Annotated in this window: 13 protein-coding genes; 1 reads left to right on the plus strand and 12 read right to left on the minus strand. The window is 47.1% G+C overall.

What is annotated here, in order from left to right:
* Positions 1-14: 14 nt before the first annotated feature.
* Genes MJ770_RS12540 through fliF form a run of 6 tightly spaced genes read right to left on the minus strand, consistent with a single transcriptional unit; the run spans position 15 to position 6,248 of the window.
* Positions 15-1,040, minus strand: a complete 1,026-nt coding sequence (locus MJ770_RS12540) for a flagellar hook-length control protein FliK (RefSeq protein ID WP_239254914.1) — start codon at positions 1,038-1,040, stop codon at positions 15-17.
* A gap of 14 nt (positions 1,041-1,054) precedes the next feature.
* Entirely contained in the window at positions 1,055-1,516 is a 462-nt protein-coding gene (gene fliJ / locus MJ770_RS12545; RefSeq protein ID WP_239254915.1) for a flagellar export protein FliJ, read from the minus strand.
* A gap of 12 nt (positions 1,517-1,528) precedes the next feature.
* Positions 1,529-2,974 carry a flagellar protein export ATPase FliI gene (gene fliI / locus MJ770_RS12550; RefSeq protein ID WP_445083161.1) on the minus strand — a complete coding sequence of 482 codons (1,446 nt, stop codon included), beginning with the start codon at positions 2,972-2,974 and terminating at the stop codon, positions 1,529-1,531.
* The gene (locus tag MJ770_RS12555) at positions 2,971-3,609 is read right to left on the minus strand and encodes a flagellar assembly protein FliH (RefSeq protein ID WP_239254917.1); all 639 of its coding nucleotides are present in this window, start codon (positions 3,607-3,609) and stop codon (positions 2,971-2,973) included. Before MJ770_RS12555 ends, fliI begins: the two co-directional genes overlap by 4 nt.
* Positions 3,602-4,600 (minus strand): flagellar motor switch protein FliG, encoded by a 999-nt coding sequence (gene fliG / locus MJ770_RS12560; protein ID WP_239254919.1) that lies wholly within the window; start codon positions 4,598-4,600, stop codon positions 3,602-3,604. The genes MJ770_RS12555 and fliG overlap by 8 nt, the downstream gene beginning before the upstream one ends.
* Positions 4,593-6,248, minus strand: a complete 1,656-nt coding sequence (gene fliF / locus MJ770_RS12565) for a flagellar basal-body MS-ring/collar protein FliF (RefSeq protein ID WP_239254921.1) — start codon at positions 6,246-6,248, stop codon at positions 4,593-4,595. Before fliF ends, fliG begins: the two co-directional genes overlap by 8 nt.
* A 417-nt stretch (positions 6,249-6,665) precedes the next feature.
* On the opposite strand from fliF, the gene fliE reads away from it, so the two are divergent.
* The gene (gene fliE / locus MJ770_RS12570) at positions 6,666-6,986 is read left to right on the plus strand and encodes a flagellar hook-basal body complex protein FliE (protein WP_239254933.1); all 321 of its coding nucleotides are present in this window, start codon (positions 6,666-6,668) and stop codon (positions 6,984-6,986) included.
* A 379-nt stretch (positions 6,987-7,365) separates the two neighbouring features.
* Here the strand turns inward: fliE and MJ770_RS12575 are convergent, their stop codons facing one another.
* The 6 genes from MJ770_RS12575 to fliD all read right to left on the minus strand — a co-directional run bounded on the left by MJ770_RS12575 (position 7,366) and on the right by fliD (position 12,726).
* Positions 7,366-8,127: a flagellar brake protein gene (locus tag MJ770_RS12575; RefSeq protein ID WP_239254934.1), complete on the minus strand. Its 762-nt coding sequence runs from the start codon at positions 8,125-8,127 to the stop codon at positions 7,366-7,368.
* A gap of 186 nt (positions 8,128-8,313) precedes the next feature.
* Positions 8,314-8,607 carry an EscU/YscU/HrcU family type III secretion system export apparatus switch protein gene (locus MJ770_RS12580; protein ID WP_239254937.1) on the minus strand — a complete coding sequence of 98 codons (294 nt, stop codon included), beginning with the start codon at positions 8,605-8,607 and terminating at the stop codon, positions 8,314-8,316.
* Complete coding sequence (gene fliK, locus MJ770_RS12585; protein ID WP_239254939.1) at positions 8,588-9,598, minus strand: flagellar hook-length control protein FliK; 1,011 nt, start codon at positions 9,596-9,598, stop codon at positions 8,588-8,590. Before fliK ends, MJ770_RS12580 begins: the two co-directional genes overlap by 20 nt.
* A 106-nt stretch (positions 9,599-9,704) precedes the next feature.
* Positions 9,705-10,028 carry a flagellar protein FliT gene (locus tag MJ770_RS12590; protein ID WP_239254941.1) on the minus strand — a complete coding sequence of 108 codons (324 nt, stop codon included), beginning with the start codon at positions 10,026-10,028 and terminating at the stop codon, positions 9,705-9,707.
* Between the two features lie 169 nt (positions 10,029-10,197).
* Positions 10,198-10,731, minus strand: coding sequence for a flagellar export chaperone FliS (gene fliS / locus MJ770_RS12595; protein ID WP_320412235.1), 534 nt, complete (start codon positions 10,729-10,731; stop codon positions 10,198-10,200).
* Positions 10,732-10,746: 15 nt separating this feature from the next.
* Complete coding sequence (fliD, locus tag MJ770_RS12600) at positions 10,747-12,726, minus strand: flagellar filament capping protein FliD (RefSeq protein WP_239254951.1); 1,980 nt, start codon at positions 12,724-12,726, stop codon at positions 10,747-10,749.

Here is a 12,726-nt window from a genome sequence, read left to right on the forward strand (position 1 = left end):
TAATGCGTTGTCCATCAGGCAAACGTATCGACTGATCCTTGATGATGGTGTCCATACCTGACTTGGGTGCTGATTCCGAGGGTATCCTGATCCATTTGTGCTTGCCCGCCTTCCCTCATTTGCTGTTGGGATGCCTGTCTCGTTTGTTGTTCTCTGGGAGATTGGTCGCTTACTGTGGCATTGCCCAGCATAATCCCATTATCGGCCAGCATTTCACGAAGTTTAGGCATTGCTTGTTCTATCGCATCGCGGACAACGGCATGTGATGAAGTGAAAATCGCAGTGGCTTGGTCACCGCTCACTTTTATCAATACTTCCAGCGGGCCTAGTTGAGGCGGATTCAGGCGAAGTTCTGCACTTTGTCCGTGTTGGGATGTCACCCACACGATCTTCTGGCTAAAGTCATCAGCCCAAGCCTGATTTGCCACGGGTGTGTTTATGGAAGCTGGTATCGGTGAATTCACGTTCGCAAAATTTGACACTGAAGCTTGTTGTGCAGTCAGGGGCGTTGTATTTGATTGTGATGCGCTGAGCTGTGAGGAGAATTCGGGTGTGAGTTGTGCCTCAGTCAATATCACCTTACTTTTGCTGTTATTACCAGCATTCAACATTTCTGCTGTAGTGGCTGATTCGTCGTAACTTAAGAGTAAATCATTCGTGGTGAGTGATTGTGTACGATTGTGTGAGGCGGCGTCTGATTGTGTAGCCTGCGAGCGGTTGGTTGCTATTTGTTCGGCTAGGTTATTTGGCAATAAAGCTGCGAGCATATTATTGGGTAATGCACTGGCATCATCCGATTTGGGTACTTGCAGTTCAACAGGCTGTTCATTGGTAACAGGTGCTGCCAGTTTGTCGTCCGTGGTGAAAGTGATCGACAAGCCGCCGTCGGTAGCATTGGTTTCATCAGGTGGAGCACTATCTGCAAGCTGACGCGCTAACATGTCACCGAAAGGCTTTGTTGGTGCTGAATTTTTGCCCGCTACAGCGGCCGTAGGTGCCGACACAGTAGGCGCAGACACTGGGATGACTATATTTTGCATGATGTCTCCTGAGGTTAGCTTTCGTCTTTTGCGGCCATGGCTTTGAGTGCAGAGTAGCGACCTGTGTGTTCGTCCTGTTGCCGCTGTTCTAGTTTTTCTTCCAATTTTCTTTCGCCTTCTAGATGACGTTGTGCCAACGTATCGAAGGATTTCATTTTTCGCTGTGTATCTACCAGTGCGTTCCGTCCAGCGCGCATAGAGAGGTGTATTTGTTCAATGGCAAGGCGTTGCTGTGCAACTGCTTCGTCTAAACGACGTATAAAATCTTGAAAATTTCGCAAACTAATTTGATTAATGCCGTCTTTTACTGCTTGCTGCAAGCGTGTCTGATAGTCGTCGCGATATTGCTCCAAGGTTTGCAGCTTGTTTTGTGCGGCCTGCTGTTGCTGGATTATCTGGCCGAATTTTCGGGTGGCATCATCGTTTTTTTGATGTGCTAAATGTACTAGCGGTTGCATTGAAAATGTTTTGGTCATGGTTTAATTGCCTCAGTGCTTATTTTCAAATAGATGGCTAAAGGCGGCGACGCCACTAGAGTATGATTCACGTTCAAACATGCCTTGCTTAAGGAAGCCCTCCATATAAGGATAGAGCGCAAGCCCTTCATCCAATAACGGATCACTGCCACTGACATATGCGCCGACGCTGATCAAATCATGGTTACGTTGGTAATGTGCATACAGATGTTTGAAACGGTGTACCAGAGTGAAATGCTGTTCTGAAACAAGGCTACTCATAGCTCGACTAATAGATGCTTCAATGTCTATGGCTGGGTAATGACCTTGCTCAGCCAAGCGGCGCGATAACACGATATGGCCATCCAATATGGCGCGTGCGCTATCGGCGATTGGATCTTGTTGGTCATCGCCTTCGGTTAGTACAGTATAAAATGCTGTGATAGAGCCACCGCCTTCTGCGCCGTTACCGGCACGCTCTACTAACTGCGGCAGCTTGGCAAATACCGATGGCGGGTAACCCTTGGTAGCGGGTGGCTCGCCAATAGCCAGTGCAATTTCACGTTGCGCCATGGCATAACGGGTGAGCGAATCCATAATTAGCAATACATGCTTGCCCTGACCACGAAAATATTCGGCTATAGTTGTGGCATAGGCGGCACCTTGTAAGCGCATCAACGGGCTGGTGTCGGCTGGGGCCGCGACTACTACGGAACGTGCCATGCCTTCTGTCCCCAGAATGTTAGTGATGAATTCTTTTACCTCGCGCCCGCGTTCGCCGATTAAGCCCACCACGATGATATCGGCGCTGGTGTACCGTGCCATCATGCCTAGTAACACACTTTTGCCTACACCACTGCCAGCGAAAAGCCCCATGCGTTGGCCGCGTCCGACAGTGAGCAAATTATTAATGGCTCGAACGCCAACATCCAAAACGTCAGTGATCGGTGCGCGGTTCAGTGGATTGATGGGACGACTTTGCGAGGGTGCGGTTGTTGCTGCCACTAGCGGCCCTAACTGGTCCAATGGACGACCCGCACCATCCAGTACTCGGCCAAGTAATTTGTCACCTACCGGCAGGTGGCGTGTGTGATCAGTCGCACGACGACGAAATGGTCGCTGTTTTCCGCCCAGCAGTGGTGTATTTACCGATTCTAGTGGCACTACTCGCGCGCCGGGTATCAAGCCATTAACATCGTTTTCGGGCATGAGAAAAATTTTTTCACCAGAGAAACCGACCACTTCCGCTTCGACTCGATTATTGGGTAATTCGATAACACATGTGCTGCCAACCGCCATTCTCAAGCCGACTGCTTCCATCACTAACCCAGTGACCTTGGTCAGGCGGCCACTAATTAACAAAAGTTTGTTCTGTGCAACTAACTCCTGGTTGTCTTGCAGGTAGGTTTGCCAATTCTTGGCGTGCTCACCCATGGGAGTCAAAATGTCAGCAGGGTTTGGAATGATAGGAGAGGTCATGATTCCAGCCATGCGTTGTCTTGACCGATAGAGTCGACTATACGTTGCCAGCGTTTTGGCAGAGTAGCGTCAATTTGGCTATGAGCAGTTTCTACACGGCAACCCCCGCGTGCAATTTGGTTATCCTCGAAAATTTTCCAACCGGTTTGGAGCAGTTGCTCACCCATGCTGGAGCGCAGTAGTATTGCATCGTCCGTGTGCACAACTAGATGGGCGTTTTGATTGAAGTACGGCAATTCAGCAATAGCTGCACGCACCACACTTAGCAGTAGCTCGGGCTTGATTTTGAGTGACTGTTGAAGCATTTGTTTAGAGATTTCTAAAGCCAGATTCAGTAGGTCCTGTGCGATCTGCTGATCCACTTGCTGCACTTCTTTGTTCAATGAATCCAGTATCTTTGCCATACGTTGTGCTTCAATGCCTGCCTGTTTATTGCCCTCGGCATAACCTGCCTGATAACCTTCTTCGTGTGCCTGCATCTGGATATGTTCAAGCTGGGCTGCAGTGGGTAAGTCGATCGGTGGAGAGGGCGGAGGAGGTGGAGGGGGCTCCGCTTCCTTCACCGTATCAAACGCGGGCAGCTCCCACCGTTGATAGGCGGTGAGATGTTCTTTTGGGGTGATGGCATCAGGCATAGGATTCTTCTCCGCCTGGTCCGCCTAGAGTGATTTGTCCTTCCTCGGCAAGACGCTGTACTGTTCTAAGAATTTCTTTTTGTTCCGCTTCTACTTCACTGACCTTGACCGGACCTTTTCCACTCAAATCTTCGCGCAGCGTGTCGCCAGCACGTTGCGACATATTTTTGAAGATTTTTTCACGTAATTCCTCACTCGCGCCTTTAAGTGCCACAATTAGAGATTCGGACTGAACCTCCCGCAGAATGAGCTGAATATTGCGGTCATCTACATCCAGGAGGTTTTCAAAGACGAACATTTGATCAAGAATTTTTTCCGCCAAATCGGCGTCATGATCACGGACTTTCTCAATGATGACACCTTCCTGTACACTTCCCATGAAGTTGAGAATTTTCGCTGCGGTGTTAACTCCGCCCTTGATACGCTTCTTGTTGACCGCGTTGCCAGTCAATAACTTGGTTAATACATCGTTAAGTTCACGTAGTGCGGTGGGCTGAACCCCATCGAGCGTGGCAATGCGTAATAGCACGTCGCTGCGCATACGTTCGGCCAATAATCCCAGCACACTGGCAGCCATATCCGGTTCGAGATGTACAAGTATGGCGGCTATGATTTGCGGGTGCTCGTTGGCGACCAGTTCGGCAACCGATTCCGGATCCATCCATTTCAGGCTTTCAATGCCGCTAGTGTCGTTATTTTGCAAGATGCGATCGAGTAAGCCGGCTGCCTTGTCGTCTCCCAGCGCTTTGGTCAGCATGCTACGGATGTAATCACTTGCATCCATACCAATGGTTGTTTTTTGCGCGGCAATTTCGTGAAACTCAGTAAAAACACTGCTGATTTGTTCGTGAGTCGTGTTTTGAAGCGTGATCATGGCAGTACTAATCTTCTGCACCTCTTTTGGTTCGAGATACTTAAGCACCTCTGCTGCCTCGTTTTCGCCGAGTGTCATTAGCAAAATCGCACTTTTAGTAATGCCGGCATCACTCATTGCTATTCACCCATCCCTGAATGACTGATGCCACTATCTTGGGATCTTGTCCCGCTATTATTTTTGCGTTTTCAATATTTTTTTTATGAATGTTAATGGCTTCTTGCGCAGGGTCATGTTCTATTTCTTGCGCTGTGTCGAGTTCTGTAACCTCAGCTTGCTGGGCATTATCAATTTTGCTCGCCTCTGCTGCTGCAGACGCGGCGGAAAAATTTTTGAGCGCTGGACGAATAACACCGAATAGCAGGTACAGTCCGATGCCTGTTATTAATAGGTATTTCAGTAAATCTTTCCCTAAAGCGATCATTCCAGGCTGTTTCCAGAAAGGCTCTTCTGGAACGATAACTTCCTTCTCAACATTGAAGGCGCTGTTCAGAACGTTCAGGCTGTCACCGCGACCGACGTTGAAGCCCATGGCGTCTTTCACCAATGCAGTAATTTGTTCTTTTTCGCTGTCGTTAAGCGGTTTAGAGATTTTCTTTCCATCTTTGTCGGTAACGGTGCGATTGTTGAGCACTACTGCAACTGACAAGCGCTTAATGCTGCCTACTGGCAATTTGGTGTGGCGGATGGTTCGATCCACTTCATAATTGATAGTGGCTTCCTTGACAGAGCTTGTTACACCAGAGGCCGCACCAGTGTCTGCTGCGTCTGTTCCGGGCGGGGCAACGATGGGTGCAGTGGCAGGGACCGGCGGCTGATTAGATAATGCACCGGGAACACCAGACGCATTTTTTCCGCTTCCATTCGTAGAATCCATGGTCTGCTGGCTGCGCAAAGTAGATTGATTCGGATCTTGGTTAGGTTTATAGCTTTCAGCTGTTTGCTCGGTTTGTGCAAAATCTATGTCTGCTGTGACTTGTGCTCGTACATTGTCAGCGCCGATCAGTGGTGCGATGATGGCTTCAATACGATTAATATAGTCCTGTTCAATTTGTCGCACGTAGCTGATTTGAGTTGCGTCCATCTGTCCAGCTTTGTCACTTTTGGAAGAGCTTAGCAACGCGCCGCTTTGGTCTACAACGGTAACATTTTTGGCAGGCATATTTGGCACGCTGCTGGAAATCAGGTGCACGATACCACTTATCTGACTGCCATCCAGCGTGCGTCCAGGATACAGTGTCAGCACCACAGATGCGCCGGGATGCTGTTTCTCTTTTACAAATACCGTTGGTTTGGGTATGGCCAGATGCACGCGTGCGCTTTGTACCGAAGCTAACGTTTGCACCGAACGTGCTAATTCTCCTTCCAAAGCACGTTGGTAATTCATTTGCTCGAGAAATTGGCTAGTGCCGAATTTTTGATTTTCCATCGATTCGAATCCGACCAAGCTACCCTTGGGTAAACCTTGCGAGGCCATGCGCAAGCGCACCTCGTGCACCTGATCGGAGGGAACCAGCAGGGTACCGCCGCCTTCAGAGAATTTATAAGGTACATTCATTTGTTGCAGTGATTCGATGATGGCTCCGCCGTCACGATCGGAAAGATTTCCATACAATACACGGTAATCAGGAGTACTCCCCCACATCCACATTCCGAATAGCAGCGCAACCATGGCCGCAACGGCGACCATAAGGCCAATGCTTTGCTTGCTGTTAAATCCAGCAAGGGTTTGCATCATTGTAGGGGTTAGATTTTGCTCTGCCATTGTATTCGTCGTGTTTTAAATTTGTTTCGATGCCATGAAAAATTGATTATTTACTTAAGCTATTCCAATAATGTGTCCCGTTAAAACAATTGCAAATATTGCGTTCGGACTAAGTTGCCACAGGCCAGAATTGTTACTGGACAAACAATTCGGCAAGCTTGCCAAGAACATTAATGCTTTTCCTGGTATGCACAAGTAGTAAATAAGCTAAAAAAGTGGAGTGTATTCACTCGCTGAAAAGTAGTGTTGTTTCATGATCTGTATTGACATTGCTAATTTGGTAAGACGCATGCTATGCATTATCACTTGACGCTTCAAACACGGTACGGTGATAAGCGAGCAGATTCTGCTCCTTTTCTGACGCTAAAATCTTGAGGGTGAGTGATAAGGTGCAAGTTCAAATAGTAGAGGTGAATTATGAAAGTCTCTGGGGTAGATAGTTTGCTGAGTGAAATGCGCGCTGCAATGGCGTTGGCGCAAGGTGGGGCTGCACCGAAACCCGCTGCGAAAACAACTACAGATTTCGCCAGTGTTCTGAAAACTTCACTGGATAGTGTAGCTCAGGCTCAGAGTCACGCCGGCGCCATGCAAAAGGCATTTGTGCGGGGTGATGAAAATGTAACTTTGAGCAACGTGATGATAGATGGGCAAAAGGCGAACATTGCCTTTCAAGCTACTCTTCAGGTTCGCAACAAGGTAATTGCTGCCTATAACGACATTATGAATATGCAAGTGTAGCAGCCTGTCATATTTAACGAGTGCGCATGAGATTGACGTGACCGTCGAGTTTTAGTATTTTTGAGATCGATTTGCAAAGTACACTAGCACGATTTAATCTTACAATTTTGGTGCATGCCTAAATCTAGCGATCTGTCGGACTTTAAAGAAAGTAGCTTCAAATAAAGGTGAGAGATTTATATTTCACCGCTATTGGGAAATAGAACAACTATTTCACTGCTAAATCTTCAAGTGGGATAAGCAGGCATTTCGCTTCAAGGTAATAGCTCGTGAAAATATGCTTTCGCTCAGCTAAATTTTTGCTTCGATTCTCTAAGTCCGACAAGCTGCTAGTAGCGGTTCGCAAACTAATAAATTTAATATATAAAAATATAAACACTCACCGCTGCGTAAGTCTTTCGCTTTGCAGATGGGTAAGATAGCGTTGTAGCAGTATGGCCATCGTGCCATTCAAGCGAATGAATTCGCATCCGGCACGTTTCTTAACCTCGCCATTTTGCATTGTAATTATGAAAATATTTTTTACGAGTATCGTAGCTGTCAGCGTGCCAATATTCGGCAACTGAATATTGCATACTGAATAAATTTTCCCGGGTTGAAATTCGGTGTCGTGTTCTTCGCATTCCAATGCCACGCCCCCGACACTTATATCCATAATGGTTGGAGCGCACTTGATAATGGGAGCGCCTGGCTTTGCAGGGATAACACAAGTGAGCGGTTTTTTTACTGGGACGAGCAAACGGAAATAATCGCGTCGCTGTAAATACAACAGGCTATTTGGCATCGGCAAACAAAAAGCTTGTTTATTTCTGAACCAAGTGTTCTCAATGTGGTGTGCTACGAACTGCACTTTTACCTGCAGATGCGAGCTGATGAAAATTATTTTATGGCTTGGCAGAATACGCAAGTTATCTGCTTCACTGTGACTTACATCCAGCCATACATTTTGCTCGTCAACTCCAAGCACAGTGGTCAGGATGAAATCATTCCCATCTTCGTAGTAAAGAGCCGCGAGCGATCCTTTTTTTGCAATGGCGCGCAGGATAGACTGAATTTCTTTCTTCGAGTGAATGCGGAATTCATTCTTCTCACCATCGGAAAGCAGCTCTATTTTTAACGGAATTTCTTTTTCTTTGGCCATGCTGCACCTAATCAAAATTTAGACATACTATTAAGTATATCGAGACTTTTTGTTGGCTATACCAAAATTAAGGGGATATTTTATATGCTTCTAAATGGTATGAACCAGTGAAAGGTCCTACAGGCCGGTGCAAATTGGATATTCGAGGTGTCCCTGAATCAGTAAATAATATTACCGAACCATTTCTCAATTTGATTTTAAATTGGATGGAATTTCCCCATGCTCCAAGCGGTACAGCCAAACTAGCAATTCCGCCACAGCCAAGTAAAGTTGCGGTGGAATGTGCTGATCCAGCTCAACCTGCATTAGCAATCCTACCAAATCTTCAGATTCATGCACAAACACGCCATTTTCTTTGGCTCGTTTGATTATAGCCTGTGCGATCAAACCGCGCCCCTGTGCTACCACTCGAGGTGCTGATTCCTGACCATGATAAGCCAGTGCGACAGCCATTTGGCGTTTATTGGGTGGGGGGTTCATTTTGTGTGACTAGCGTACTGATAATTTGAATTCCTCGATCGGACATGGTGGTGACCAGTTGTGAACTGGCATTACCTAACGCAGTACGTGTCGCCGGGGAATTTGCATTCAGAGTTAGGCTTAAGCCCAAACTATTGAAGCTTAACGTGGCGGAAACCATGCCCAAATTGGGCAGGTCAAGTTGGACGTGTGTGGTCCATTGCTGCTGATTTTCAGTAACAGGTGTAGGTGACGGTTGCTCGTGAATTTCCCATTGCATGGTCTGGTTTGGCCAGATATTACCTTGCCATATCACCTGCCGAGCTTCAAGCGCGTTGAACTGCTGCTGTACAAGTGATTGCAGGTGCTCAGGAATAGTGGGCATTTTCCCTTCCGTTGAAGCGGTCGTAGCAATTCTGGTTGCAGGGGATATATTGTTTCCTGGTATTGATGATGCTTCTTTGTTTGTTGAAGACTTGGATATTGCGGAGTTCTGTGGTTCTTGCAAAAGCTGTTCAGTACTACGCGCACCTTTAAGCCATTGAGCCTGATGGGACTCGTAAAACAAACCGCTGTTGCCCAAAGCCGCCTGTAGTAATCCGGCCATTTGTACGCTTTGCATGGTCTGCGGCGATGTTAAAAGTGGAGTGCTTTGCATCGTGCGCATCGTATTTTTTTCACGTGGCTGCTGAGACAGGGAAGACAATAGCCGTGCGACAGAACTTAATTGCTCATCCGTGGACACTGGGTTATTCGAAGCAGACATACTGAAGGTCAGGCGAGGAGCGGTGGCGATGACTTGCAACTTGATTGTGTCGCCAGTGCTGATAAAAGCAGGAAGTGGCATTTTGGTAATTTGGTCGCCAATACGTACATTGAAGACACCGGGGGATACCTGAGATTGAACAAAACCTTGAATTTTTTGCCCCGGCTCAAGCTGCCCTGTTTTGGGCGCTATATTAGCTATAGCAGTTGAAAGCGGCTTTTGCGTGGATGCAAGCTCCTTGAGCATGCTCTGGAGCTTTAGAGGCTGTATGTGCGATGGCATGTTATGCAGAGTGCCGTATTATTACGCCGAATTCCTGATGCACGGTCATGGCCGCGCGCACTCTCAATTGTTAATATTGACTGGAATAGGTCTGTTGCAAACGACGCTCTTGCCCCGTGCTATGCATAATGTTCTGTAATTGCGCTACCCACGGTTCAGTGTGATAACGGATTTCTGCATCGTCTGCAAGGATTTGACGGATCAATTGCACTTTTCGTAATCGTGTATCCTCGTCCGGCGGGTTGCCAGTGTCTTGAGTTTTCATGATTTCTACATGCAGACTACATTTTTTTTCTAATTCCACTAACTGATCCCACTGGCCGTCTGTCGCAGCCATGCGCATTTGAGTGGTGATTGATGAAAGAAACTCGTAATTTTCGATAACTGGATTCATGGCTTACATCCTTTAATCTTGGTTTGTTGATCGAGACACTGTGTCGCGATCATTTCGATATGTCTTAGGTTTTAGATTCAATCTATGAACCTTCTACTCGGAATATCGGCTAGCGTTTTGATAACTTTAGCTTGATTCAAATTTTTTCATCTTCAATTTCGACAGCCTCTCAGACACTGCCATAAGCTGACATTGCATGTCTGCCAATTGTTGACTGTGGCTGCTTAGTTGTCGATTGGGCGATGTATGCTTGCGGCTTAACAGCTGGGATAGAGTGTGTTTGGACGATGGTGGGGGTGGCGGGTAAGGAAGATGAGACTTCCGAACGTATACTTTCCCACGCTCCTTTAAGTTCTGCCAGCAATTGGCTCACTTCGTCCAGAATGGCGGTATCGTTTTGCTGGTTGGCAAGTAAAAGTCGTTGGCTTATGTAGTCATACAAGGAAGAAAGATTCTGTGCCAGTTCACCACCAGCTTCCATGTCGAGGCAGGCTTTCAGCCCACCGTCAATAATTGTGATAGCTTTGGATATAGATGCGCCTTTGGCGGCAGTTTCCTTACGCAAAATTTGGTTCTTGGCCGATATTGTGGCCAATAATACGCCTTGATAGAGCATCAAAATGAGTTTGTGCGGGTCAGCCGCATTTACGCCTGATTCAATATCAATTTTGTTATAAGCATTAATTGCAGTATTGCTGGTCATGGTCATTCTCCCAAATTATAGGTTGGCGATTTGATCGAGTTGTTGAGTTAAAAAAACACTAGTTTGGTTCATTCTGCTAAGAAGAACATCAAGCGCGGTAAATTGAGCTCGAAGATGCCTTTCGATGCCGACTAAACGAATTTCCAGGGCATCGCGACGGTCATCTATACCCTTGATGAGATTGTTAATGCCATTAGTTCTACTAGCAATGACGCCGTCGCTTGTTAATACTGAACTTGCCAATTTTTCGAGTGTAAATGCAAAACCATTTGAAAAATTCAAGTCGCCTCGGTCACCTAATGCACCACCTTTAATAGTGATACTCAAGCCTTGCGAGTTGTTTAATACTTGGCCGGAACCAGTGCCGCTTATTCCGCCGATGGATCCCGCAACGTCTACCCCCGCGGTTTGCGTGGGTGTTGCGCCGAGCAAATCACCGGCGCCAATCCCGCCAATAGCAACACTGGAGTTCGATCCATAGTTGGACGAAGTGATCGTGAACACACCACTATTTTGTTCAACCGCAACCTGAATGCCCGCGTTGCTAAATGCAGTTGCACCATTGATCTTGGCTTGCAACCCCGCAGCTAATGTTTGAGCGGTATAAGTCCCCACATCCAAAGTAACTAAAGTGCTAACGCCATTAACGTTCACGTCCAGCGTATTATTTGCACTTGTAATGGTCGTGTTGGCCGCACTATTTCCGACGGTTTTACCTTGAGTGGCAATTTGAGTAACATTCACAGCAAAGCTACCGGCTTTTGTGTTGCTGGTTGCGGAGTTAAAGGTAATCAAACTATCAGTTCCATTGCCGACAGAGGCAAATATACTTGCAATGTCGTTGACATTATTGGCTATTGCGCTATTTAGTTTAGTGTCGTCCAGCGCGAGGGAACCATTTTTTTGGAATGAAACACCTATTTGAGACAGCGTGGCCAGCTCACCTGAAGCACCTATGACTGGTGATCCAAGTGCATTCCGCAGCTGTGATTGCAGGGAGCGCACGGTGCTATCGCCCTGTAAGACGGCTGCTTGTTTAGTTGCCGGATCGAAAGCAGAAAGATCATTTAGCGTTTTGGAAAGCTCATTGTAAGCTTTAACAAAGCTGGAGACTGAGTTGCTGATAGAGGCTTTGTCATGCGCCACGGTCAGTGTTGTCGGTGTTGTGGTGATGCTTTTTAGATTGAGCGTGACACCCTGTATCACATCAGCAACAGAGTTTGAAGTCTTGCTGACTGATACGCCATTGACTTTGAAATTAGCATTCGTTGCCGTAACAGTCTCGGACAAATTTTGCGTACCCGCAGGATCGTGAGCCAGCAAGCTGCTCAAGTTTGCATCGCCGCTTACGGAAATTTTCAGGCTATTGCTCACGCCCTTATTGTCCGATGAAAGCGCAAGTCGAAAGGGTGTGTCACTACCATCATTGATGATGGTCGCCGTTACACCTAGCTTGGCAGTGTTGATGGCATCGCGTATACCTTGTAGCGAATTATTGCTGCTGTCTATGGTGATACTCTTTGTGCCATTGCCGTTTGAGCTGAACGAGGTAACATCGGTATATTTTTGGGTTATCGGATCCAACGTTCCGCCGTTAATGGTGCCAAAATCAAAAGTTAATGTAGTTGCAGTGCCATCACCGATGGCAGCAGTACTACTAATTTGCCCCGCAGCGGCAAGTTTTTGCGACTGGGCAAGGCTGCTCACCTCCAAAGAGTAATTTCCAGCCACAGCAATACTGCTGGCTGTAGCAGACAAAATAGTGTCATCGGAAGGAATGGCATCGAGGCTGGTAAAGCTACCTTTGTTGCTTAAGCTTTGCATGGTCGATTGAAAGCTGGCGACTGCTCCCTTTATGCTACCGTAGGCAGATAACTTGGTTTGGTGGCTCGCTTCAATGACGTTGAGGCGGTTAATGGGTTGCCGCTCAACCGTCATCAACTGACTTACTATGCTGTTGACATCAAGGTTGGTTGACGAGATTGCGGTTTCCAT

Origin of the sequence: Candidatus Nitrotoga sp. M5, assembly GCF_927904885.1 — a bacterium.
In the GTDB taxonomy this organism is placed as follows: Bacteria; Pseudomonadota; Gammaproteobacteria; order Burkholderiales; family Gallionellaceae; genus Nitrotoga.